This window comes from Parasphingorhabdus pacifica (assembly GCF_054779195.1).
This window is the reverse complement of record NZ_BAAGYS010000006.1, coordinates 334,067-357,122: the sequence shown is the minus strand read 5'-3', so window position 1 is coordinate 357,122 and position 23,056 is coordinate 334,067. Positions and strand designations below refer to the sequence as shown.

Sequence of the window (23,056 nt, the reverse complement as noted above, 5' to 3'; positions counted from 1 at the left end):
GGCGGCCTCGGCGAGCGGATGTCAGCTCGCGGCGGCCTTCTCGAAGTCGGCCTTCGGGTCCTGAATCTGCCCCATCGACACGGCCTCACGCTTGAACAGGAACGCCAGCGTCCAGTCGATGATGATGCGCAGCTTCCGGTTGAACGTGGGCATCTTGCTGACGTGGTAGGTGCGGTGCATGAACCACGCCACGAAACCCTTGGCCTTGAAGCCGTACACGTCGGCCACGCCCTTGTAGAGCCCGAGCCCGGCTACCGAGCCCGCGTAGGCGTGCCGGTATTCGCCGGTCTTCTTTCCCCGCAGGCTGGACAGCATGTTCTTGCCGAGCTGGGTGGCCTGCCGGACCGCGTGCTGCGCGGAGGGAGCGCACGTGGCGTTGGGTTCGGTGTCGGCCTTGGACAGGTCCGGAACCGCGGCGCAGTCGCCTGCGGCCCACACGCCATCCAAGCCCTCGACCTGCAGGTGTGAGGTCGCCCGGACCCGGCCGCGCTCGTCGACCGGCAGATCACTGTTCTTGATCACCGGGTTGGCCTTCACACCCGCGTTCCACACCAGGGTGTCCGTGTCGAACTCGGTGCCGTCCGACAACACGGCGTGGCCGTTCTCGACGGACTTGAGGAAGGTGTTCAGGTAGATCTTGATCCCGCGCTCTTCGAGCGCCTTGACGACGTACACGCCCATCTTCTCGCTGACCTCGGGCATCACTCGCCCGGCGGCCTCGACGAGGACCCAGCTCATGTCCTCGGGCGTGATCGTTTCGTAGAGGCGGGTCGCGTAGCGCGCCATGTCCTCCAACTCGGCGAGGGCTTCGGCACCGGCGAAACCACCTCCGACGAAGGTGAAGGTGAGCAGTCGCTTGCGCAGCTCGGGGTCGTCGGTGTTCGCCGCCGCGTCCATCTTCGCCAGCACGTGGTTGCGCAGGTAGATCGCCTCACCAACGGTCTTGAGGCTGACCCCCTGTTCGGCCAGGCCGGGGATGGGCAGCAGACGCGGGACCGACCCCAGTGCGACCACGAGGACGTCGTACTCCAGGGTCTCTGGACCAGTCTGCGGGTTCTCGATCGTCACGGCCTTGTCGGCGTGCTTGATCTCGGTGACGCTCGCGGTGATGACGTGACACCGCTTGAGCACTCGTCGCAGTGGCGCTACCACGTGGCGGGGTTCGACGGAACCCGCGGCCGCTTCCGGAAGGAACGGCTGGTAGGTCATGTGCGGCTGAGGATCAACGACCGTCACGGAAGCTTCCCGACGGCCGAGCTTCGATTGAAGCTGCAGCGCCGTGTACATGCCTACGTAACCGCCGCCGAGGATGAGAATCCGGGTGGGTTCGGATTTACCAGCCATGACGCACATGGTCGCACCATTGGCTCTGCCAATGGTGCACAGACCCCCCCAAATGTGACGCCAGTCGCCGGTGGCGCTGATCACTCCTACGCAAGGTGCACAAGCGAACGCACTGCGTGCGCACCCTGGTGTCGGCGGTCGGTCCGCTCACCCACTCCTGGGGCCGGATCGGTAGACAGCCGACCACATCCGGGACCCATCCGGGACCCATCCGGGACCAATGCCTCTAGCGGATCAACTCCGCGGGTGATCGCCACTCTACCTGAACTTCGCGGCGCACTGTGCCGCCATCGCGCCCACTTCTTCGACCAGCCACCGCGCCACCGGCCCCAACCGCCTACCCGGTTCGGTCGAAATCGCCGACACCGAACGACGCATCAGCGTCCCGACCAGCGATGATATCGACCCAGCCGTCCCGGGAACGGATCAGCTGGCCCGGCGGGAGCCGCGCATGGCCCGCGTCACGGTGATCGATTCACCTGCTTCGCTCCGTCGCCGTCCGGAGACGAATTCGGCGTACTCCTCGGTCCCCACCCCGTACAGCGCCAACCGGCAGGACGAGTCGGCGTGGACCCCCCACCCGTAGCGCTTCGGCAGGTCGGACGAACGCAGGCAGGCACGGCTCGTCGAGTAGAACTCGGCCCGCATCATCGCCCGGTCCACCTCCGGAATCCCGTTGCGGTCGGCGTACACGGTGAAGATGACGTCGCCGGAGGTGAACTCGTAGGGGTGGTCGACGAGCATGCGGTAGGTGCGTGCCGCGATCGACGGGTTCTCCGGGTTGAGCGGCGGTGCGGTCGCTTTCTCCGCCACGCTGTCCTCGGCGACCGCGATGAAGGTGTCCGCGTAGTCCACTCGCTCCATGCCGCGACGGTAGTCGCATCTCCCGACGACCGCCCGCAGCCTGACACGAGCGGCCGGGACCCCGTGCGTGCGGCTGGGCATCAACACGAGCGGCTGGTGCTCCGTCAGCGTTGCCAGGCGTAGCCCATCTGCCGCGCCGTCGCAGTCGCGAGCTGCGCACCCTCGAAGCGGCCGAGGGCAGTCGCATGCATGCTCGGTTCGCGCCCGGCGTCGCCGCTTGCTCGGGCGGTTGGCGGACGTGCTCAGTCCTGGGCTGCTTCCCGTGCGACCCGTTCCAGTCGATTCCGGTAGCTCTCCCACGATTCCCGGTCGCCCGGCGGAATGTTGTCGTTGCCGTCCCACAGCCCGACCACGCCGTCGATGAGCTCCCGGACGAGGTCGGCGTGCCCGGCGTGCCGATGGGTCTCCGCGATCATGTGCGCGAGGACCCGGTGCAGGGTCACCTCGTTCCGGTCGTCCGGCCAGTGCGGCACGCGACCGACCCCGTCCAGCTCGTTCGCCTCGATCGTCGCGTCCGCGTGTGCCCACGCCCGGTGGTAGAAGTCGATGATGCGTTCACGCGACTCGTCGGCGGTCGCCCACATGTCCGCGTTCGGGTCAGCGTCCTCCTCGAACCAGGGCAACGATTCTGCGAACGGTCGCCCGAAGACCACACCGAAATAGCCCACCTCGCAGCTGGCCACGTGCTTGATGATTCCCAACAGGTTGGTCCCCGTGGGGGTCAGCGGGCGGCGGATGTCGTATTCCGAGAGCCCTTCGAGCTTCCACAGCAGGGATTCGCGGGCGACCTGCAAGTACCAGTGGAGGTCCGCCTTGGGATCCGATGTCGTCATGGCGGACACCCTTCCACCCGGCACCGACGGCTCGAGGTACTCATACGCCGTCAGCGGCGGGATCCGGGCTCATGTAGGCGCAGCATCGTCACGCGTGGCCAAGCGTCCAGCCCTCTGGCCGCTTCTTGATCGCGGAGGGAGCGAAGACCACCGGTCAGTTCCCCGTGGGTCATGGTGCGAAACCCGAGCCGTTCGTAGTACGGGGCGTTCCAGGGCACCTCGACGTAGGTAGTGAGCGTCAAGCCCACAAGATCGTGTTGTGCGGCCCAAGCGTCAGCGACATCGATCAGCTGTCTACCGAGTCTCTGCCGGGCGCGACGGGGATGCACGGAAACCTGCTCGACGTGCGCATAGTCGTCAACCGGGGCCACAAGCAGGTAGGCCGCAGGGTGATCGTGTTCATCAGCGAAAACCCAGGCCCGACCGGCTTGCTGGAACGCGCTCAAGTCCTCAATGCTCGGAGGATCATCATCGGCGATGGCGTCCATGCCGAGGTTCCGGAAGGGTGCGCCCGCTGCTCGCTCGATGTCGCGCAGGACTGGCAGGTCATCACCTCGAGCGCGACGGATCACGATGCTCGCCCCCCCTCCGTACAACGACGATCGATCTCAATGGAACTCCGGCGTTTCGCCCGACGTCCATCGCTGCACTGGTCAGCGAGGCTCGACCGCCTGCCTGATTCGGGCAGCAATCGAGGGAACATCGTCGAGCTCACCGGAAGCCACGGCGATGATGAAGTCGTACGCCTCGTCGTTGGAGAAGGTCAGCCGCTTTCCGTTGACACCGAGAAACGCGATTGTCGCGGCCAATGCCAAGCGCATTTTCCGTCGACGAGCGCACGGTTGCCGGCAATCGAATGCAACAACGCCGCCGTCTTCTCCTCCAGGCTTGAATAGGCATCCGCACCGAACACCGAAGTGCGCGGTCGCGCGAGCGCCGACTCGAGCAAGCCGTGATCGCGGACCTCGAACCCGCTGCCGAGTGTTCGCTCGGCGACGTGGATCAGTTCGGTCAACCGCAGGTAGATCACTGGCCAAGCCGCTCCAACACTTCGGCGTGGCGCGGCAGCTCTTCGTCGAGCACCTGGTCGAGCAGCTCAGCTCGACTGCGGTTCTCCACGTACTCACGTACCGCCTGCTTGGCGACATCCTGCATCGAGCGGTGCTCGAGTTCGGCACGTCGGCGCAACGCATCTGTCTCGGCATCCGACAGTCGTAAGGTCATCGGGGTATCGCGGTTGATACCGCGACCGGGAGTTCTTACCCGCCCGCGGTCGCCTTCGCCTGCTCCAGCACGTCGCGCAGCATCGCCGGGTTGAGCTTGCCGGTGAATGTGTTGGCAACTCGACGTGGCGCGGAAACTCATTGCCGGCCCAGCCGGCGAGTGAGCCGGAGGCCGCAACGCATCATGCCGTCAACGGCTGGATCCGGTCGAGGGTCCCGGCGAGGTGGTCCTTCGCCCGCTCCAGGTCATACCGGATTTGCAGGTTGAGCCAGAACCCCTCGGACGTCCCGAAGTAGCGGGCCAGCCGCAAGGCGGTGTCAGCCGAGATGCCGCGCTTGCCATGCACGATCTCGTTGATCCGGCGTGGTGGTACGCCGACCGCCACGGCCAACCGGTGCTGGGTGACGCCGAGCGGCTCCAAGTACTCCTCGGCCAGAACTTCCCCGGGGTGAACCGGAGGCATGACGAACTCGTCAGACATCCTCAGCTCCCTTCAGTGGTAGTCCACGATCTCGACGCTCTCCGGGCCAGCCGACGTCCACTTGAAGCAGATGCGCCACTGCTGGTTGATGCGAATGCTGTACTGACCAGCTCGATCTCCACTCAGCTTCTCCAGTCGGTTTCCCGGAGGGATCCGCAGGTCCTCCACGGCCTCCGCCGCGTCAAGGATGGCGAGTTTGCGCAGAGCCGCCCGCTGAACTTTCTGATCGAGAACCCGCGAACGCTGTCGTTGCCATACACGCTCGGTCTCCTTGTCAGCGAAAGATCGCAGCATGAGTTTAACGTAGCACGTTATTAACGGCAACCGTTATGCGCCCGAAGTGCCGCACCTCACTTCACTCCAGCCAGGTCCCTCGCCTGCTCGAAGACCTCGCGCAGCATCGCCGGGGTGAGCTTGCCGGTGAAGGTGTTCTGCTGGCTGACGTGGTAACAGCCGATCAGGTGCAGCTCGGCGCCACCATCGGTGGCGGGCAGCACCGCCTCGGCGGCGTGACCGAACTTCGGACGCGGCCTCGGCACCTCCCAGGTGGTGGAGTGCAGCACCGGAAGCAGCGCCTGCCAGCCGAAGGAGCCCAGCACGACGATCGATCGCAACGTCGGCCGCAGCAGCGAGAGCTCCCGGCTCAACCACGGCCTGCATTCGTCCCGCTCCCCCGGCGTCGGCTTGTTCGCGGGCGGCGCGCAGTGCACCGGCGCGGTGATCCGGGTGTCGTGCAGCTCCAACCCGTCACCGATGTGGTGCGAAGTCGGTTGCGAGGCCAGGCCGACCTCGTGCAGCGCCCGGTACAGCACATCCCCCGAGCGGTCTCCGGTGAACATCCGCCCGGTGCGGTTGGCGCCGTGCGCGGCGGGAGCGAGCCCCACGATGGCGATCGACGCGTCCGCCGGGCCGAATCCCGGCACCGGCCTCCCCCAGTACCGCTCTTCGCGGAACGCGGCGCGCTTGACCTCCGCCACCTCTTCGCGCCACTCGACCAATCGGGGGCATGCCGTGCAGCGCGACACCCGCGCATCCAGCTCGGCCAGATCCGCGGCACCTCCGGCCGCCTCACCAGGGTCCTCGATCGGATCGTCCACGAGTTTCGAGATCACGAGCCCCTTTCCAAACCGAATCCGCGCGGGCCGAACCCACACGGGTCAGATTCGCCCGGCACGTCAAGTGCTGGGCATGGCAGCCGACGAGGAGAAGACCGACAACGACGAGTCGCAGCGTACGAGCATGGCTGCCGAGCCGACCGACGAGCTGATCAGCACCCATTACACCGGCACACTGGCAATGCCGCGTGACCGGCCGCCCCTGCCGAGGTCTCGCGCAAAGCATGCGAGCCCATCGCAGCACTGCGCAGCCAGGCACTGTCGAAGCGCATCACTCGCGGATCCGACCGCGGAACGAAACCGGAGAAACGCAGAACTCGCCGAATTCCCGCCAGAAAGGAAAATCAAGACGCCCCGCCCGGCTCCACTGGTGCGGCGATCGCATGGTTGATCGGAGCAACCAATCACCAGCGGTGATGTTCTGCCGGAGTGATCGGAAACACCGTCAACTGAACACATTCTTGCATCTTGACGCGTGAACGCGTTCACAGCATGATCCTCGCTTATTCGCCTGAGCCGAACAAGAGGTGAGTAAATGTCACTGTATCGTTCCAGTTGTTGTCTTGCCGGTGGCGCTCTGCTCGTCATGACGACCACGGCCGCACCCGCCCCTGAAGCCCGAGCCGTCGAACCGCCGTCGCCGCAGTGCGCGACCGACCAGTCCTGGGAGATGTCGACCGACGAGTTCGACCCGGCCTATACCAAGCACGCGTTCGTGGGCAACGGTTACCTGTCGCAGCGCGTGCCCCCCACAGGGGCGGGGTACGTCGCCACCGGCGAGAAGACGGGTTTTCCACTGGAGACACCTCGCTACGACGGAGCCTTCGTCGCCGGTCTTTACGGCGAGGGCCCCAGTTCGCAGAGCGACCAGCCCCGCCACGCGATCGCGGCCATTCCGACTTGGTCCACACTCACCGTTGGTACGGGCGACCAGGTGTATTCGCCGCAAACGCCGCACGAGCAGATCTCCGACTTCCGGCAGTCGCTCAACGTGCAATGCGGGGTGCTGCGAACATCGTTGACCTGGACGACGCCCGACGGCAAGGCGACCGACTTGGAATACGAGGTCGTGGCCGACCGCGCGAACCCACACGTCGGTGCGGTTCGGGTGCGAATCACCCCGCGTTGGGAGGGGCAGGCAGAGGTAACCGGCGCACTCGACGGCGCTGGAGCACGCCGGATGCACCCGACGGAAAGCAAGGTCGAGGGCGAGACCGTGCGAGTCGGGTTCGAAACCGATGGTGTCGGTGCGAAGGGAACCGTCGCCTCGACGATGAAGGCTCCGGAAGGGATGCGCGGCGCCCCGGAACAGCACGTCGACGGGCTCGGTGCGACGCAGAAGTTCCAGTTCCCGGTCCAACGGGGCAAGACCTACGAGTTCAGCAAGTTCGTGGGCGTCGACACGGAGGTGACCACGCCCGAACACGAGAAGGCGGCCGTGCGGGCCTCGCGTGATGCGACGGATCGAGGCTGGGACGAGCTTTTCGACACGCACGCCGCGCGCTGGAAGGAACTGTGGGAAAGCGATATCCGCGTCCCAGGTCGCCCGGACTTGCAGAAGTCGTTGCGTTCCAGCAAGTACGCCATCCTCTCGAGCATCCGGAAGGACCAGAACTTCAGCGTCGCGCCCTCCGGCTTGAGCAGCGACAACTACGCCGGCCTGAACTTCTGGGACACCGAACTGTGGATGTACCCGAGCCTGCTCCTGCAGCACCCGGACATCGCCCGCTCGGTCGTCGCCTACCGGGAGAAGATGTTGCCCGCAGCCCAGCAGAACGCCCGGGAAATCGGGGCCGAGGGCGCGTTCTACCCGTGGACCAGTGCTGATACCGGAAGGTTGCAGCAGGACTGCCACAGCTGGGACCCGCCCCACTGCTTGACCCAGAACCACCTACAAGGCGACATCGCGTTGGCCACGTGGCAGTACTACCAAGCCACCGGTGACCGGAAGTGGCTGCGCGAGCACGGCTGGCCGGTCCTGCGCAACATCGCCGAGTACTGGGCCGGACGAGTCACCCCGAACCCCGACGGCAGCTTTTCGATCAACAACGTCGCCGGGCCGGACGAGTACAGCAACGGCGTCGACGACGGCGTCTTCACCAACGCCGGGGCCGCCACGGCGTTGCGCAACGCCACGACGGCCGCGCAGCAGCTCGGAGAACAAGCTCCGCCCGAATGGAATGCCATCGCCAACGGGTTACGCATGCCCTTCGACCATCAGAAGCAGGCGTTCCAGCAGTACGACGGCTACCAGGACCAGCAGATCAAGCAGGCCGATGCGGTTCTCCTGCAGTACCCGCTCGAATGGCCCATGCCGAGGGAGGTCGCGAAGAACACGCTCGACCACTACGCGCCGCGCACCGACCCGGACGGTCCGGCGATGACCGACTCGGCGCACGCCATCGACGCAGCCGAAATCGGCGAACCGGGCTGTGCGACCAACACCTACCTCAACCGGTCTATCGAGCCGTTCGTGAAGGCCCCCTTCGCGCAGTTCTCCGAAGCACGCGGAGAACGAGCGGGTGAGGGCGCGGGCGCCCCGACGTTCAACTTCCTGACCGGAGCCGGCGGATACACCCAGGTCTTCACCCACGGGCTGACGGGGATGCGCTGGCGCGGCGACAAAGTGGTGCTCGACCCGATGCTGCCTCCCCAGCTGTCCGACGGCGTCGAGCTGACCGGTCTGCAGTGGCAGGGAAGAACCTTCGACGTGCGGATCGGTGGCCATGAAACCACCGTTAACCTGCGCAGCGGCGAACCGTTCACCGTGCAGGGACCGCAGGGCGAGCACGTGGTCAGCGAGGCCAACCCGCTGATGCTGAAGACCCGTCGGCCCGACCTGGCTCCGACCGACAACGTGGCGCGGTGCAAAGCGGCCGTGGCCACGAGCGAGGAACCGGGACGTTACGTCGAAGCGGCTGTCGACGGAAGCTCCGCGACGCCGTGGATTCTGAACGGCACGCAGGGGACTGCCACGTTCGACCTGGGTGCTCCGCAGCAGATTTCGCAGATCGCACCGCACTGGACCGAAACCGCCCCGACCTCGTTCCGGCTGTCGACCTCGGTCGACGGGAAGCACTACACCGAGGTCCCCGCAGACCTTCCGGACAACCATCTCGCACGCTACGTGCGGGTCGAGATGACCGGCCCCGAAGGGCCGCAGCACGCCGGGCTCAGCGAGCTCGAAGTGCTCTGATCAACGGACCGGGTCAGACCTGCCTGACCCGGCCTGCGGAGATCGCCGACGCGCTCAGGGCAATAACAGCTGCCCTGACCGCGTCGTGGCATTGGCAGTGGCCCGGCCGGCCGTTAGCGTTCCGGAGCCCACGCCGTGCAGCGCGCCACCCGCGCATTCAGCTCGGCGAGGTCCGTCGCGCCGTCGGCCGCCACGCCTCGATCGGAGCGTCCACGAGTGTCGGGATCACGCACTCCTTTCCAGGCCGAACACGCGCGGACCGGACACGACCGGCACGTAAAGTACGGGATATGGCAGCCAGCGAGGAGAAGACCGACAACGCCGAGCCGCAGAGCACGACCACATCTGCCGAGCCGACCGACGACCTGGTCAGCACCCATCACACCATCAGCGTGAAGGGTTCCGAACTGTCGTACACGGCGACCACCGGGCGGGTGGTGCTGCGCGAGGAGGTCCACACCGACGGCAAGTTCGAGGGGCACAAGCCCAAGGCCGAGGTGTTCCTGACCTCCTACGTCGCCGATCACGCCGAGCCGGGAAACCGGCCGGTCACCTTCGCGTTCAACGGCGGCCCCGGCTCCTCCAGCGTATGGGTCCACCTCGGGCTGCTCGGGCCCCGCCGGGTCGTCTCCGGTGACGTCGGCAACCTGGCCGCGCCGCCCTACGGGATGACCGACAACCCCGAGACGCTGCTGGCCCACAGCGACCTCGTGTTCATCGATCCCGTGTCGACCGGCTACTCCCGCGCCGTCGAGGGCGGGCAGCCCGGCGACTTCCACGGCTACCAGGGCGACATCGAATCGGTCGGCGAGGTCATCCGGCTCTGGACCACCCGCAACGGCAGGTGGCTCTCCCCCAAGTACCTCGCCGGTGAGTCCTACGGGACGCTGCGGGCCTCTGCACTGGCCGAATATCTGCAGAGCAGGCACGGCCTGTACCTCAACGGCCTGATGCTGATCTCGATGGTGCTGGACATGAGCACGATCCGGTTCACCGAAGGCAACGACCTGCCGTACTCGATGTTCCTGCCGACCTACGCGGCGGTCGCGCACCACCACGGCAAACACGGCGACCGCGCACTGCGGGACGTCCTGGACGAGGCCGAGGACTTCGCGGCCGGGGACTACCCGTGGGCGCTGGCGCGCGGCGCCCGGTTGACCGCCGACGAACGCGCCGACATCGTGCGGCGAACCGCGCGGCTCACCGGGCTTTCCGAGGATTACGTGGACCGGGCGAACCTGCGCATCGAGCACCTGCGCTTCTTCAGCGAGCTGCTGCGGGACCGGCGGATGACCGTGGGCCGGATGGACGGCCGGTTCACCGGCTGGGAACCGGACGCCGCCGCCGAACACTTCACCGACGACCCCAGCGTTTCCGGAATCCGTGGTGCGTACTCGGCGGCCATCAACCACTATCTGCGGTCCGAACTGGACTACGCCAACGACCTGCCCTACGAAGTGCTCAGCCCGCGGGTGCAGCCCTGGTCGTACAAGGAGTTCGAGGGGGCGCACGTCACCGCGACGGACAAGCTCGCCACCGCGATGCGCACCAATCCGCACCTGCGCGTGCACGTGGGGGCCGGGCACACCGATGGCGCCACGCCGTACTTCGCGGCCGAGCACACGCTCGCCCAGCTGGCCGTCCCCGACGAACTGCGGGCGAACATCGACGTCCGCTACTACCCGGCCGGGCACATGATGTACGTGCACGAACCGTCCCGGATCAAGCAGGCCGCCGACCTCGCGGACTTCGTCACGCCCGACCACCCGTAGAGCCTGTTTCACGAGCGGCGTGAGCCGCTTTCCGCGTCGAACCCGGAGTGGCCAGCGGCTGGTTCTCCCGCGATCGGCCCGACGCGCGCCGGTGGGTGCGGTGACTCGCACCGCACCCACCGGTGCGCGGTTCAGGAAACGACGTGGCCGCGTTCCTCGGCGAAGTGGCAGGCCGAGGGGTGATCGCCGAGCCGCACCTCCAGCTCGGGCTGCTGCTCGGCGCAGATGTCCTGCGCCTTCCAGCAACGCGTGCGGAAACGGCAGCCCGACGGCGGGTCCGCCGGGCTCGGCACGTCCCCGCTGAGCCGGATGGTCTCGCGCTTGCCGCGCAACGACGGGTCGGGAACCGGGACCGACGACAGCAGCGCCTGCGTGTACGGGTGCTGCGGATGTTCGTAGATCTGCTCGTCGGTGCCGACCTCGACGACCTTGCCCAGATACATCACCGCCACCCGGTTCGACAGGTGGCGCACCACGCCGAGGTCGTGGGCGATGAACACGTACGACAGGCCGAACTCCTGCTGCAGGTCACCGAGCAGGTTCATCACCTGCGCCTGGATCGAGACGTCCAGTGCCGACACCGGCTCGTCGCAGACGAGCACCTTCGGTTTCAGCGCCAGTGCGCGGGCGATACCGATGCGCTGGCGCTGACCACCCGAGAACTGGTGCGGGTAGCGGTGGATGTGCTCGGGGTTGAGCCCCACCACGTCCAACAGCTCCTGCACCTTGCGCCGCCGGTCGCCCTTCGGTGCCACCTCCGGGTGGATCTCGAAAGGTTCGCCGACGATGTCGCCAACCGTCCGCCGCGGGTTCAGCGACGTGTACGGATCCTGCAGCACGATCTGCATGTCCCGGCGCAGCTTGCGCAGTTCGGCACCGCGCATCTTGAACATGTCGCGACCTTCGAAGGTCGCGGTGCCGCTGGTCGGTTTCTCCAACCGCATCAGCACCTGGGCGAGCGTCGACTTGCCGCAGCCGGACTCGCCGACGACGCCGAGCGTTTCGCCCCGGTTCAGGTCGAACGACACCCCGTCGACGGCCCGCACGTGGCCGATGGTGCGCTTGAAGAGCACGCCCTGGGTCACCGGGAAGTGCTTGACCAGGTCGCGCACCTGCAGGATGGGTTCCGGGTTCGACTCAGTCACGGCTCATCAACTCCTCCGCGAAGTGGCAGGCGCTGACCCGACCCAGCCCCAACCGGTGGTTCTCGGGCACCTGCTCGCGGCACTTGTCCTCGGCGCGGGGGCAACGCGGGTGGAACGGGCAACCCGGCGGGATGTTCATCAGGTTCGGGGGCAGGCCCTCGATCGTGTCCAAGTCCTGGCCCTTGAGGTCGAGTCGCGGGATCGACCGCATGAGCCCCTCGGTGTAGGGGTGCCCGGGCTGCTTGTACAGCGCGTGGGCGTCGGCGGACTCCACGATCCGCCCCGCGTACATCACCACGATCCGGTCGGCCACCTCGGCGACGACCCCGAGGTCGTGGGTGATGAGGATCAGCCCCATGCCGCGTTCGCGGCGCAGGTCGTCCAACAGGTCCATGATCTGGGCCTGCACGGTCACGTCCAGCGCGGTGGTCGGCTCGTCGGCGATGAGCAGATCCGGGTCCAGCGCCAGCGACATCGCGATCATCGCCCGCTGGCGCATACCGCCGGAGAACTGGTGCGGGAACTCCTTCACGCGCTGCTTGGCGTTCGGGATCTTCACCATGTCCAGCAGTTCGACCGCCCTGGCGGTGGCGTCCTTGCGGGACATTCCCCGCCGCAGGCGGAGCTGCTCGGCGATCTGGAACCCGACGGTGTAGACCGGGTTCAGCGCCGACAGCGCGTCCTGGAAGATCATCGCTATCGAGTCGGCGCGCAGTTCGCGGTGCCGTTCCGGCTTGGCGGTGAGCAGGTCCTCGCCCTGGTACCGAATCGACCCGCCGGTCACCGCCCCGGGCGGGGTGTCCAGGATGCCCATCACGGTTTGGGCGGTGACGCTCTTTCCGGAGCCGGATTCGCCCAGCACCGCCAGGGTTTCTCCCCGGTCGACGTGATAGCTCACACCGTTGAGCACCTGCGCCACGCCCTCCCGGGTGCGGAACTCCACGTGCAGGTCCTCGACGTCCAGCAGCCGCGAGGAGCCGCCGGTTTCGTTGTCCACAGCAGACACAGCGGTCCTCCTACTTCTGCTTCGGGTCGAGCGCGTCCCGGACGGCGTCGCCGAGCATCACGAACGCCAGCACCGTCACCACCAGGAAGCCCGCGGGGAAGAACAACAGGTGCGGGGCCGCCGAGATGTAGTCGCGGGAGTCCGAGATCATCACGCCCCAGGACACCACCGGGGACTGCAAGCCGATCCCGAGGAACGACAACGTCGCCTCGGCACCGATGAATCCGCCCAGCGCGATAGTGGCGTACACCAGGACCGGTGCCAGGCAGTTCGGCAGCATGTGCCGCAGGATGATCCGCACCGGGCCCGCCCCGAGCGCCCGTGCCGCCTTGACGTAATCCTGCTGCCGGGCGGCGATCGCGGCCGAACGCATGATGCGCATCGCGATCGGCCAGGACAGGATCGAGATCGACAGGATCACCAGGCTGATGATCCTGGCCGGGTTGGGCACTCCCTGCGGGCCGAGCGTCGTGAGGATGACGATGGCGCCGAGCACGAACGGCAGGCCGAGGAAGATCTCGGAGAAGCGGGAGAGCAGGCTGTCCAGCCACCCGCCGAAGTAGCCGCCGAGCAGCCCGACCACCGAACCGAGCAGCACGGTGGCCGTCGTCGCGAGGACACCCACCAGGATCGACGCGCGGGCGCCGTAGATCGTCCTGGCGTAGATGTCCCGGCCCTGGGTGTCGTAGCCGAACCACGCATCGAACGACGGGGTGTCCCGGGACCTGGTCAGGTCTTGGTGCGTCGGGTCGATCGAGGTGAACAGCTGCGGGAAGATCGCCATCACGACCAGCACGAAGATGATGCTCATCGCGATCAGGAACATCGGCCGCCTGCGGAGATCGTGCCAGGCATCTCCCCACAGGCCGCGCGGCTTCTCCGGCTTCCCAGCGGAGTTCCCGCGCTCTCCCGCGGGCGGTGTGCTCGGGGATTCGCCGGGCGCCGTCGCGGGGGGCCCGGATTCCAGGGACTCAGTCATATCGGATCCTCGGGTCCAGAACCGCGTAGAGCAGATCCACGAGCAGGTTCATCAGCAGGTACACGATGACCAGCAAGGTCACGATGCCGGTGACGGTGGCGCCTTCCTTCGTCACGATCGCCTGGAAGGTCAGCCCGCCGATACCGCGGATGTTGAAGATGCCCTCGGTGACGATGGCACCACCCATGAGAGTTCCGAGGTCGGTACCCAGGAACGTGATCACCGGGATCAACGAGTTGCGCAGCAGGTGCACCCCCACCACCCGGCGCGGCTGAAGCCCCTTCGCGTTGGCGGTGCGCACGTAGTCGGCGGTCCGGTTCTCCATCAGGCTGGTGCGGGTCAGCCGTGCCACGTAGGCCATCGACAGGCTGCCCAGCACGAAGCCGGGCACGATCAGCTCTCCCCAGGTGGCCTGGGAGCTGACGCTCGGGTTGATGATGCCGAGCTGGGTGCCCAGCACGACCTGCAGCAGGAAACCTGTGACGAACACCGGCAACGAGATCAGGAACAGCGTCGACATCAGGACCAGGTTGTCTGTGAATCCGCGGCCGCGCAGGCCGGTCAGGATGCCGGCGCCGATGCCGATGAGCGCTTCGATGACCAGGGCGACCAGCGCGAGCCGGATGGTGACCGGATAGGCGTTGGAGATCAGCTCGGACACCGCGGTGCCCGAGAAGGTCTCACCGAAGTCGCCCTGCAGGAGCTGCCCGAGGTACTTGAAGTACTGGATGTAGACCGGGTCGTTCAGGTTGTACTGCTCGGTCATCTCCGCGATGTAGGCGGGTGGGCAGGGCCGCTCCCCGCAACGCCCGGCGAACGGATCGCCGGGCAACGCCCAGACCAGGCTGTAGATGATGAATGTGGTCCCGATGAACACCGGGATGAGCTGCAGCAAGCGCCGCAGTACGTAGCGCCCCACGTGAATCTCCTCCAGAACGCGACGCGGGGTCCGGCCCACCGCGTGGGCCGGACCCGTTGCCATGGATCAGGACGCCAGCTCGACCCTTTCGAAGTCGAGGTGGCGGTCGAAGGTCACGTGCACGTTCTTCAGTCGTTCCGAGTGACCGACAACTGCTTTCTGGTCCCACAGCGGGATGGATGGCATGTCCTCGGCCAGCACCTTCGCCGCCTCGTTGTAGAGCTTGTTGCCCTCTTCCACGCTGGCTGCCCGGTCGGCCTTGTTCATCGCCTCGTCGAATGCGGGGCTGGAGTAGGTCATGTAGTTCGACGACGCACCGGTGCGGTAGATCTTGCCGAGGAACGTCTCGGCAGCCGGGTAATCACCGACCCAGCCGAACCGGAACGGTCCCTCGTGGCCGTTGGTCTCGTGGGTCTTCAGGAACTCCGCGAACGTGGGGATCGGGTTGTACACGCAGTCCACGCCGAGGTTGTTCTTGAACTGGCCGCAGACCGCCTCGATCCACTCCTTGTGACCACCGTCCGAGTTGGACGAGATGACAATCGGTCCTTCGAAGCCCGTCTCACCCAGCAGCTGCTTCGCCTTCGCCGGGTCGAACTCGCACCACTGCCCGCAGGCAGCGCCCTCGTAGCCGGGGATCGCGTCCTGGGGAATCCATCCCTTCGCCGGGGTGTAGCCGCCCTGGAACACGGTCTCGGTGATCTGTTCCCGGTTGATGGCCATCGACAGCGCGTGGCGCACCTTCGGGTCCTGGTACTTCTCCTGGTAGAGCGGCAGCTGCAGCGCGTTGTTGCTCAGAATCTGCTTCTCGATGGCCCGGTCGCCCAGGTCGGCCTTCCACTTGTCCCCGGCCATGGCCGAGGGCGGCATCTGGTCGACGAAGTCGAGGTTGCCCGAGACCAGGTCCTGGTAGGCGGTCTCCAGTTCCGTGTAGATGCGGAACTCGACACCTTCGACCGAGGGCTTGTTCACGCCCGCGTACTCGTCGTTGCGGGCGAGCTCGATGCTGGTGTTCGGCGTGCGGGATTCGAACTTGAACGGACCGTTGCCGATCGGGTGCTGCTCGAAGCCCTCCTGGTCTTCGAAGAAGGTGTTCGGCATCGGGGAGAACGCGGGGTAGCCGAGCGTCGTCGGGAAGGTCGCGAACGGCGCGTCCAGGGTCACCTTGAACGTGTGCTCGTCGACGACCTCCAGCCCGGAGAGCTTCTCGGCGCTCGGCTCCGGCGGCTCCTGCGGGCCCGAGTCGCCGTCCGGGTCGTCCGGGTTTACCTGGTCGTAGCCCTCGATGTGTTCGAAGAACGACGCCGTGGACTGCCCGTTCGGGGCGTAGGCCGCGTAGTTCCAGGCGCGCACGAAGCTCTCGGAGGTGACCGGCGAACCGTCGTGGAAGGTCCAGTCCGGCTTCAGCGTGATCGTGTAGACCTTGTTGTCGGTGGTCTCGATCGACTCGGCGACCTCGTTGTACACCTCGTTCTTCTCGTCGTAGCCGACGAGGCCGGTGAACATCGCATCGACCACGTTGCCGCCACCGGTTTCGGTGGTGTCGCTGGGCACCAGCGGGTTCTGCGGCTCGGTGGAATTGACCGAGATGACGCCGTCCTCCGCGGCGCCACCGCCCCCACCTCCGCATGCGCTGGCCAGCAGCCCCACTGCCAGCGGGGCCGCTACATATGCGGCCAGACGTCGTTTACGCATCTACGTCCTCCTGTTTCCACGCGCGCCCCATCGAGAATTACCTCGGGGTCGCCAACCCGCGGCCGCGATTTCACCACCGCGAGAGCTGAGCGTAAACATAAATGACAAGCGACCGAAGTGGTTCGGTTGTCACAAATCCGACACTTTCTCGGCCGACCTGCCACTGCCGCGTCGACAATCAGGACGCCGTGTCCACATCGTGGGAATTAGCTGATGGACAGCGCTATGCCGTCGAGGATGTCGTGCTCGCTGACCGTGACAAAACGGATACCCGATCGTTCCTGCAACTCTTCTGCGATAACCCGAACGACCAATGCGCCACCACATATCACGTCAACTCGCCCAGGGTGCATCGGACCTATCTCGGCGCGCTGATCATGCGTCATCCCCAACAGCCGTTCAGTCGTTTCCGCGACACTATTCTGGGATAAACGGGAAAGGTGAATGGCGGCAGGATCATAGGTGGGAAGTTCCTGCGCCACCGCCGACAACGTGGTGACCGTTCCGGCCACCCCCACCCACGTCCGCGCATCCGAGGAATCGACCGCCGCGAACGCCTCGTCCAGCACCCCGCGCGCCACCTTCTCGGCGTCCCTGACCTCCTGCTCGGCAGGAGGGTCACTGCGCAGGCAGCGCTCGGTCAGCCGCACGCAGCCGATGTCGGCCGAGTACGCGGATCGAATCTCGGCCGTCGCACCGTCCCAGGTGCCCACCACCAGCTCGGTGGAACCGCCACCGACGTCGGTGACCACGAACGGTCCGTCTGCGGGGTCGAGATCACCCACCGCGCCGATGAACGACAGGCGGGCCTCTTCGTCGCCGGTGATCACCTCGGCTTCCACGCCGAGGGTCTGGCGCACCATGTCGAAGAAGACCTCGCGGTTCTCGGCGTCCCGGGTGGCCGAGGTCGCGACCATCCGCACGCGTTCGACGCCCTTGCGCCGCGCGATCATCGCGTAGTCGTTCAACGCCGACCGGGTGCGTTCCAGCGCCTCGTCGGCCAGCCGCCCGGTGGCGTCGACTCCCTGGCCGAGCCGGACGACCCGCATCTCGCGGTGCACGTCGCGCAGATCCCGCGTTCCGTCGTCGTGCGCGGTCACATCGGCGACCAGCAGTCGGATCGAGTTCGTCCCGCAGTCAATCGCCGCGACCCGTGACATGAGCGTCCTCCTCGTGCGCGCTGAGAGGGGCTTCGCTCGAAAGCCGCGCAGGTGTTCGCATCCCCACGCCTGCCCCTCGCCTCACGCACACGCTAGCGACCCACCCCGTTCCCCCGGTGCACCGAGGTATCCCCGGGCCGGGGCACGGGCTCCCCGGCCGTGAACGGTGCGGACGTGGCCGATTCCCCGGTCGGATCGAACTCCTCCGGCACCCGACACCGTTCGAAGTCGGACTCCTCAGTAGCGGCGACGTGGACAACTCCACCCGGACGTGCGTCGCTCGGCGGTGTTTGTCCGGGGGCGGGAAGTTCCCCGCCGGAGGGGTCGGTCACGAACGCGCCCTCGTTCAGCACGTCCGGGTCGCATGGTTCGAGCGGCTCCTGGAACGCGTCGGGAGGTTCCGTGGAAGTCGGGGCACCGGTCGGCGGCAGGCTCGGCGTCGGTTCGCCGGTCGATGTCGGCTCACCCAGCGGTTTCTGGCCCACCGATTCCTCGCCCGCGGGCTGCTGGCCCGTGGTTTCCTGACCGCTCGGAAGCGCGCTGCCGGTGGGAACGTCATCACTTTGCTGCCCACCGAACAGGGCCTCGGGACGAGCCGGAGCCGTCCCCGGGCGCTGAGGTTCCTGCCCCTGCGCTTCCTCGCTCTGCAGCTGGCTCTGCTGGCTCTGCTGGCTCTGCGAATCCTGGTGCTCGGAATCCTGGCCCGTGGAATCCGGCGCGTCCGACGCACCGCTTTCCGATGATGTCCCGGCCTCGTCCGTGGGCCGGCCGTTCGGAGCTTGCGCGAGCGCCGACAACGATTCCGACACCGATTCGGACAGCACTTCCTCGCTCGGGCCGGCAGCTCCGGGACCTTCCGCCCCCGACTCCTCAGGCCGGAACTCCTCAGGTTTCGGCGCCCCCGGCTCCAGCGGTCCGGGCTCCAGCGCCTCAGGTTTCGGCGCCTCAGGTTTCGGCGCCTCGGGCTGCGGCTCTCCGGAATGGAACGTCTCGGAGTGCGGATTCTCCGGACGGTGCTGCTCCGGACGGTGCGCCGCTGGCCGGTGCGCCGCCGGATGGGGCCCCTCAGCCTCCGGCAATTCCGGTCGTGGCGGACGCGTGCCCTCCGGCGGGTGATCCGGCCGGTCGGGCGGCCCGGGTGGCATCGCGGGCGGCAGCGCCACGATCTCCGGACGATTCGGCAACCGACTGCCCGCCAACACGTCCGACTCGTCGATCTCGGCGGCCAGCTGCGCGGGCGTGGGATTCACACCCAGCGCGTAGGCAGCGGCCCAGACCAGCACCGTCCGGACGTAGCTCTCCGAGTGGTTGTAGCCGAACACGGCCTCGGCGAGAGCCCGCGGATCGCGCAGGTCGGCTCCCCCGGAACACAGGTAACGCCCGGCGGCCAGGGTCGCGTCGTGCACGTTGTGTGGGCTGGCCACCCCGTCGTCGTTCCCGTCCGCCGCGTGCTTGCGCCACGTCTCCGGGATGAACTGCATCGCCCCCACCGCCCGGTCCCAGACCGGATCGCCGTCGAGCGCGCCACCGTCGGTGTCGGGGATCGAGGCGATGGCAGGACCGCCGGACAGCCGTGGGCCGAGGATCGCCGACACGGTGGTGCCCTGAACGTCCAACCGCCCGTCCCGCGCATGCCCCGACTCGATCCGGCCGATCGAGGCCAGCACCGACCAGTGCATTCCACAGCCCGGATGGGTCTCGGCGAGCCGGTCGGCGGCGGAGGTGTAGGCCGCCAGCATCGGGCGAGGAATGCCCAGGTCTCCGGCGGGCATCGCCGTCTCCGGCTCGGCGCGGGCGGTCAGCTCGCGTGGTTCATCCGCCCGTTCGAGCAGTTCGCGGCCGGGTTCGCGGTCCTGGGGCAGTTGTCCACCCGCCCCCAACCCCCTCGGGTCCTGCTGCACGTAGGGCAGCTCGACCGGGTCCTCGCGAGGTTGGTCGGCGAGCAGCGCCCCCGAAACCCCGGCCAGCGTGGCGGGCAGCAGCAGGCTCGGAGCCAGTGCCGTGACCTTCGACCACGCCCGCCACCGCCCCCTGCGGTGCCCGGCGAAGCGCAACGGTGGTCCGGTCCGACGCATCATGCGAGGTTTCACCACACCTCCTGCCGCCGACGAAGCGACGTCCCCGAGTAGGGCGCGAACGCGCACACCGTCCTTGGATACACCACGGCCTCGGACATCGCCGGGTGACGAGCACCCGGTCGTGCGGCCCGGGAAAGGCTGGTTCGATCGACCCCCGATCCCGCGTCGGAGGTGCTCGGTGAGGGTGTGGCGACGCCGCACGGTTACTCCGCGCGAAGCAGCCTCAGCGGGACCACCGCGAAACCTACTCACAGGTAGATCCGTCGCCTATCCTGCTGCCATGACGCTCATCGACGAGCCCGGCACCGGAACGGAAGACTTCGCGACCCACCAGGTCTTCAACCAGCCACCCCCGCTGGACGGGTTCGATCCGATGGCCTGCGACCCCGCTCTCCGGGAAGCGGTGAGCAGGTACGCGAACGACGAGCAACTCGGCGCGCTCGCCGAACTCGCCGCCGAAGCCGGATCCGCGCACGGCCGCGAACACGCCAGGCTCGCCAACGAGAACCCGCCCGCGTTGCGCACCCACGACCGCTACGGACACCGGGTCGACGAGGTCGAGTTCCACCCCTCGTGGCACTGGTTGATGTCCCGCGCCGTATCGCACGGGCTGCACGCCACCCCGTGGGAACCGGATGCCGGACCGGGCGCGCACGTGCGCCGAGCGGCCGGTTTCTACCTGTGGTCCCAGCTCGAAGCCGGGCACGGCTGTCCGATCTCGATGTCCTTCGCCGCCGTGCCCGCTCTGCGGCACTCGCCCACCCTGTCCCACCACTACGAGCCGGGCCTGCGGTCCGGCACCTACGACTTCGGGCTCCGGCCTCCCGACGGCAAGACCGGCCTGCTGGCGGGAATGTCGATGACCGAGAAGCAGGGTGGTTCCGATGTGCGGGCGAACTCCACCACCGCCGAACCGCTGGCCGACGGCACCTACCGGATCATCGGGCACAAGTGGTTCACCTCGGCACCGATGAACGACTTCTTCCTCACCCTCGCGCAGGCGCCCGGCGGGCTGAGCTGCTTCCTGGTCCCACGCGTCCTCCCGGACGGCACCCGAAACGCCGTCCACCTGCAACGCCTCAAGGACAAGCTCGGCAACAAGTCCAACGCCTCCGCCGAGCTCGAATACGCGGGCGCGCTGGGACATCTGGTCGGCGAGGAAGGTCGTGGCGTTCGCTGCATCATCGAAATGGTGTCGATGACCAGGCTCGACTGCGTGCTCGGCTCGGCCGCGAACACCCGCATCGCGCTCTCCGAGGCCGCCCACCACGTGCGGCACCGCAGCGCGTTCGGCGACCGGCTCTCGGACGCACCGCTGATGCGTTCGGTGCTCGCCGACCTCGCGCTCGAATCGGAGGCCGCCACGGCGCTGTCGATGCGCCTCGCCGCCGCCGTGGACCTGGGGCAGCACGGGGAGGGCAGCGAACCGGAGTTCCTGCGCCTGGCACTGCCCGCATCGAAGTTTTACGTCTGCAAGCGCACTCCCGCCGCTGTCGCCGAAGCGCTCGAATGCCTGGGCGGCAACGGTTATGTGGAGGAGTCCGGGATGCCTCGGCACTACCGGGAAGCACCGTTGATGTCGATCTGGGAAGGGTCGGGCAACGTGACCGCGCTGGACGTGCTGCGAGCACTGGCCAAGCAGCCGTCCAGTGCCGATGCGCTGCTCGCCGAACTCGACTCGGCGCTGGGAGTCGACGCGAACTACGACGCGGCGGTGGCCCGGGTGCGCCGCGAACTGAGCGCGCCCGCTCCCGAACGCGCGCGGAGGCTCGCCGAGCTGCTGGCCCTGACGCTGCAGGCATCACTGCTGCTGCGGTACGCACCGAACGCGGTCGCCGAAGCTTTCACCACCACCCGGCTGGGCTCGGACTCGGGGCGCACCTTCGGCACCACCCCGGCGTCCAGCGCGGGCGAACTCCTGGACCGGATCACGCCGCAGTCCTGACCGGACGCGGCACGAGATCCGGACCGCGGTCGGGAGTGGGTGCGGTCGGGAGTGAGTCGGTCAGGAGTGGGTGCGGTCGGGAATGTTCGTGGTCGGGGAAAGGCGGCGACCCGTGCGGGTGCACGGGTCATTCGGGCCAGCGCCGGGCGATCTCGTCCAGCGCCTCGTCACCGAACGGGTTGACCCCGCGCCCCTTCGCCAGGGCGTGCGCGATGTGCACGTGCAGGCACTTCACCCGGTCGGGCATTCCGCCCGCGGTCACCTCGATGCCCAACGAATCGATCGCGTCCCGCTCGGCCAGATAGGACTCGTGCGCGCGGCGGTACCGCTCGGCCAGTTCCGCATCTTCGGCCAGCCGATCGGTCATCTCCCGCATGCGGCCCTCGGACTCCAGCGTCGAGGCGTGCGCGACCAACCGGGGCGAGGTCAGGTAGTACAGGGTCGGGAACGGGGTTCCGTCCTCCAGCCGGGGTGCGGTCTGCACGACCGTGGGCTCCCCCGCCGCGTCCCGTGCCGCGACCGCGCGGAGTCCCCGGGGCGGCCGCCCCAACTGCCGGGTGATGACCTCGCGATCGCGGTCGCTGATCGTCGGCGCCGCACCCTCCTCCGGCGCTGCACCCTCCTCCGGCGCCGCACCCTCCTCCGAAGTCGCGCCGTCCCCCGAAGTCGCTGTACCCGGCACGGTCAAGTTCCCTTCCCCGTCAACGATTTCCACAGGTCCTCGTACCAGGGAATGTCGTCGATCTGTTGTTCGGTCTGTTGCTGCGTCGCCGACTCGTCCGACGGCACCTGCACGATGTACGGGGTCTCCCCCGGGCGCACCAACCCCAAACGGGCCCGCGCCTCGGCTTCCACGTGGTCGGGGTCGGCGAGCTTGGTCTTGCGTTGCTCCAGCTCCTCGACCTGTTCGGCGAGCTGGGCTTGCTTCCTCTCCTGGGCGGCGAGTTCGTCGCGCTGGCTCAGGTACGTGCGCAGCGGCACCGAGACGCTCAGCGCCATGGTGCACACCACCAGTGCCAACACCGACGCCCTGCGGGTCGAGGAGAGCTTGAACGCGCCACCGGTTCCGTCGCCGGAGCGCTTCCGCACGGTCTTGTTGCCGACCGGCCGCTTCGCACCCGGCGCGACACGCTTCGTACCCGCTGCCGCTCGCTTCGTGCCGTTCTCCTTCGGTGCGGCCTTGCCGCCGCGGGCGCGCTCGGGTCGACGCGCCGCCGTGCCCTGCACCTGACGGCGGTTGCGGCCCCGATCCGCAGAGGAGCGCCCGCTCGGCATGACTCGCACCGCCCTTCCTAGCGGT

21 protein-coding genes are annotated in these 23,056 nt (G+C 67.6%); 3 read left to right on the top strand and 18 right to left on the bottom strand.

Annotated elements, in window-relative coordinates:
- Window positions 1–21: 21 nt before the first annotated feature.
- The 9 genes from ACYVAN_RS07770 to ACYVAN_RS07730 form a co-directional block, all read right to left on the bottom strand.
- Window positions 22–1,344: an NAD(P)/FAD-dependent oxidoreductase gene (locus ACYVAN_RS07770; RefSeq protein WP_460957184.1), complete on the bottom strand. Its 1,323-nt coding sequence runs from the start codon at window positions 1,342–1,344 to the stop codon at window positions 22–24.
- Window positions 1,345–1,770: 426 nt separating this feature from the next.
- Complete coding sequence (locus ACYVAN_RS07765) at window positions 1,771–2,208, bottom strand: DUF6157 family protein (protein ID WP_460957182.1); 438 nt, start codon at window positions 2,206–2,208, stop codon at window positions 1,771–1,773.
- 242 nt (window positions 2,209–2,450) lie between these two features.
- Window positions 2,451–3,041: a DinB family protein gene (locus ACYVAN_RS07760; protein ID WP_460957180.1), complete on the bottom strand. Its 591-nt coding sequence runs from the start codon at window positions 3,039–3,041 to the stop codon at window positions 2,451–2,453.
- A gap of 50 nt (window positions 3,042–3,091) precedes the next feature.
- Window positions 3,092–3,613, bottom strand: a complete 522-nt coding sequence (locus ACYVAN_RS07755; protein ID WP_460957178.1) for a GNAT family N-acetyltransferase — start codon at window positions 3,611–3,613, stop codon at window positions 3,092–3,094.
- A 191-nt stretch (window positions 3,614–3,804) separates the two neighbouring features.
- A complete protein-coding gene (locus tag ACYVAN_RS07750) occupies window positions 3,805–4,071 on the bottom strand; it encodes a type II toxin-antitoxin system death-on-curing family toxin (protein WP_460957176.1) in 267 nt (88 codons plus the stop codon).
- Complete coding sequence (locus ACYVAN_RS07745; protein WP_460957174.1) at window positions 4,068–4,265, bottom strand: hypothetical protein; 198 nt, start codon at window positions 4,263–4,265, stop codon at window positions 4,068–4,070. The genes ACYVAN_RS07750 and ACYVAN_RS07745 overlap by 4 nt, the downstream gene beginning before the upstream one ends.
- 181 nt (window positions 4,266–4,446) lie before the next feature.
- The gene (locus ACYVAN_RS07740) at window positions 4,447–4,746 is read right to left on the bottom strand and encodes a HigA family addiction module antitoxin (protein ID WP_460957173.1); all 300 of its coding nucleotides are present in this window, start codon (window positions 4,744–4,746) and stop codon (window positions 4,447–4,449) included.
- 12 nt (window positions 4,747–4,758) lie between these two features.
- The gene (locus ACYVAN_RS07735; protein ID WP_460957171.1) at window positions 4,759–5,040 is read right to left on the bottom strand and encodes a type II toxin-antitoxin system RelE/ParE family toxin; all 282 of its coding nucleotides are present in this window, start codon (window positions 5,038–5,040) and stop codon (window positions 4,759–4,761) included.
- A 56-nt stretch (window positions 5,041–5,096) separates the two neighbouring features.
- Window positions 5,097–5,858 (bottom strand): uracil-DNA glycosylase, encoded by a 762-nt coding sequence (locus ACYVAN_RS07730; protein ID WP_460957169.1) that lies wholly within the window; start codon window positions 5,856–5,858, stop codon window positions 5,097–5,099.
- Window positions 5,859–6,396: 538 nt separating this feature from the next.
- Here ACYVAN_RS07730 and ACYVAN_RS07725 point away from each other — a divergent pair.
- Both ACYVAN_RS07725 and ACYVAN_RS07720 read left to right on the top strand, forming a co-directional pair.
- A complete protein-coding gene (locus ACYVAN_RS07725) occupies window positions 6,397–9,057 on the top strand; it encodes a glycosyl hydrolase family 65 protein (protein ID WP_460957167.1) in 2,661 nt (886 codons plus the stop codon).
- A gap of 290 nt (window positions 9,058–9,347) precedes the next feature.
- Window positions 9,348–10,829 carry a S10 family peptidase gene (locus ACYVAN_RS07720; protein WP_460957165.1) on the top strand — a complete coding sequence of 494 codons (1,482 nt, stop codon included), beginning with the start codon at window positions 9,348–9,350 and terminating at the stop codon, window positions 10,827–10,829.
- Between the two features lie 131 nt (window positions 10,830–10,960).
- On the opposite strand, the gene ACYVAN_RS07715 is transcribed toward ACYVAN_RS07720, so the two are convergent.
- From ACYVAN_RS07715 to ACYVAN_RS07685, 7 genes are all read right to left on the bottom strand, one after another.
- Window positions 10,961–11,974 (bottom strand): ABC transporter ATP-binding protein, encoded by a 1,014-nt coding sequence (locus ACYVAN_RS07715; protein WP_460957163.1) that lies wholly within the window; start codon window positions 11,972–11,974, stop codon window positions 10,961–10,963.
- A complete protein-coding gene (locus ACYVAN_RS07710; protein WP_460957161.1) occupies window positions 11,967–12,980 on the bottom strand; it encodes an ABC transporter ATP-binding protein in 1,014 nt (337 codons plus the stop codon). The genes ACYVAN_RS07715 and ACYVAN_RS07710 overlap by 8 nt, the downstream gene beginning before the upstream one ends.
- A 10-nt stretch (window positions 12,981–12,990) precedes the next feature.
- Window positions 12,991–13,959, bottom strand: a complete 969-nt coding sequence (locus ACYVAN_RS07705) for an ABC transporter permease (RefSeq protein WP_460957159.1) — start codon at window positions 13,957–13,959, stop codon at window positions 12,991–12,993.
- Window positions 13,952–14,878, bottom strand: coding sequence for an ABC transporter permease (locus ACYVAN_RS07700; RefSeq protein ID WP_460957157.1), 927 nt, complete (start codon window positions 14,876–14,878; stop codon window positions 13,952–13,954). The genes ACYVAN_RS07705 and ACYVAN_RS07700 overlap by 8 nt, the downstream gene beginning before the upstream one ends.
- Window positions 14,879–14,944: 66 nt before the next feature.
- Entirely contained in the window at window positions 14,945–16,573 is a 1,629-nt protein-coding gene (locus ACYVAN_RS07695) for a peptide ABC transporter substrate-binding protein (protein WP_460957155.1), read from the bottom strand.
- Window positions 16,574–16,779: 206 nt separating this feature from the next.
- Window positions 16,780–17,733 (bottom strand): Ppx/GppA phosphatase family protein, encoded by a 954-nt coding sequence (locus ACYVAN_RS07690; protein ID WP_460957153.1) that lies wholly within the window; start codon window positions 17,731–17,733, stop codon window positions 16,780–16,782.
- A 92-nt stretch (window positions 17,734–17,825) separates the two neighbouring features.
- Entirely contained in the window at window positions 17,826–19,823 is a 1,998-nt protein-coding gene (locus ACYVAN_RS07685; protein WP_460957151.1) for a lytic transglycosylase domain-containing protein, read from the bottom strand.
- 268 nt (window positions 19,824–20,091) lie between these two features.
- Here ACYVAN_RS07685 and ACYVAN_RS07680 point away from each other — a divergent pair, with 268 nt between their 5' ends.
- Window positions 20,092–21,756, top strand: coding sequence for an isovaleryl-CoA dehydrogenase (locus tag ACYVAN_RS07680; RefSeq protein WP_460957149.1), 1,665 nt, complete (start codon window positions 20,092–20,094; stop codon window positions 21,754–21,756).
- A 127-nt stretch (window positions 21,757–21,883) separates the two neighbouring features.
- Here ACYVAN_RS07680 and ACYVAN_RS07675 read toward each other — a convergent pair whose 3' ends face one another.
- Entirely contained in the window at window positions 21,884–22,438 is a 555-nt protein-coding gene (locus tag ACYVAN_RS07675) for a DUF501 domain-containing protein (RefSeq protein ID WP_460957798.1), read from the bottom strand.
- 2 nt (window positions 22,439–22,440) lie between these two features.
- Complete coding sequence (locus ACYVAN_RS07670) at window positions 22,441–23,031, bottom strand: FtsB family cell division protein (RefSeq protein WP_460957796.1); 591 nt, start codon at window positions 23,029–23,031, stop codon at window positions 22,441–22,443.
- Between the last annotated feature and the right edge of the window lie 25 nt (window positions 23,032–23,056).

Bases quoted from the DNA above. Each gene is read 5' to 3' on its own strand.
- ACYVAN_RS07770 (WP_460957184.1), bottom strand. From the start codon at position 1,344: ATGGCTGGTAAATCCGAACCCACCCGGATTCTCATCCTCGGCGGCGGT.
- ACYVAN_RS07765 (WP_460957182.1), bottom strand. From the start codon at position 2,208: ATGGAGCGAGTGGACTACGCGGACACCTTCATCGCGGTCGCCGAGGAC.
- ACYVAN_RS07760 (WP_460957180.1), bottom strand. From the start codon at position 3,041: ATGACGACATCGGATCCCAAGGCGGACCTCCACTGGTACTTGCAGGTC.
- ACYVAN_RS07745 (WP_460957174.1), bottom strand. From the start codon at position 4,265: ATGACCTTACGACTGTCGGATGCCGAGACAGATGCGTTGCGCCGACGT.
- ACYVAN_RS07740 (WP_460957173.1), bottom strand. From the start codon at position 4,746: ATGTCTGACGAGTTCGTCATGCCTCCGGTTCACCCCGGGGAAGTTCTG.
- ACYVAN_RS07735 (WP_460957171.1), bottom strand. From the start codon at position 5,040: ATGCTGCGATCTTTCGCTGACAAGGAGACCGAGCGTGTATGGCAACGA.
- ACYVAN_RS07725 (WP_460957167.1), top strand. From the start codon at position 6,397: ATGTCACTGTATCGTTCCAGTTGTTGTCTTGCCGGTGGCGCTCTGCTC.
- ACYVAN_RS07720 (WP_460957165.1), top strand. From the start codon at position 9,348: ATGGCAGCCAGCGAGGAGAAGACCGACAACGCCGAGCCGCAGAGCACG.
- ACYVAN_RS07705 (WP_460957159.1), bottom strand. From the start codon at position 13,959: ATGACTGAGTCCCTGGAATCCGGGCCCCCCGCGACGGCGCCCGGCGAA.
- ACYVAN_RS07695 (WP_460957155.1), bottom strand. From the start codon at position 16,573: ATGCGTAAACGACGTCTGGCCGCATATGTAGCGGCCCCGCTGGCAGTG.
- ACYVAN_RS07690 (WP_460957153.1), bottom strand. From the start codon at position 17,733: ATGTCACGGGTCGCGGCGATTGACTGCGGGACGAACTCGATCCGACTG.
- ACYVAN_RS07680 (WP_460957149.1), top strand. From the start codon at position 20,092: ATGACGCTCATCGACGAGCCCGGCACCGGAACGGAAGACTTCGCGACC.
- ACYVAN_RS07670 (WP_460957796.1), bottom strand. From the start codon at position 23,031: ATGCCGAGCGGGCGCTCCTCTGCGGATCGGGGCCGCAACCGCCGTCAG.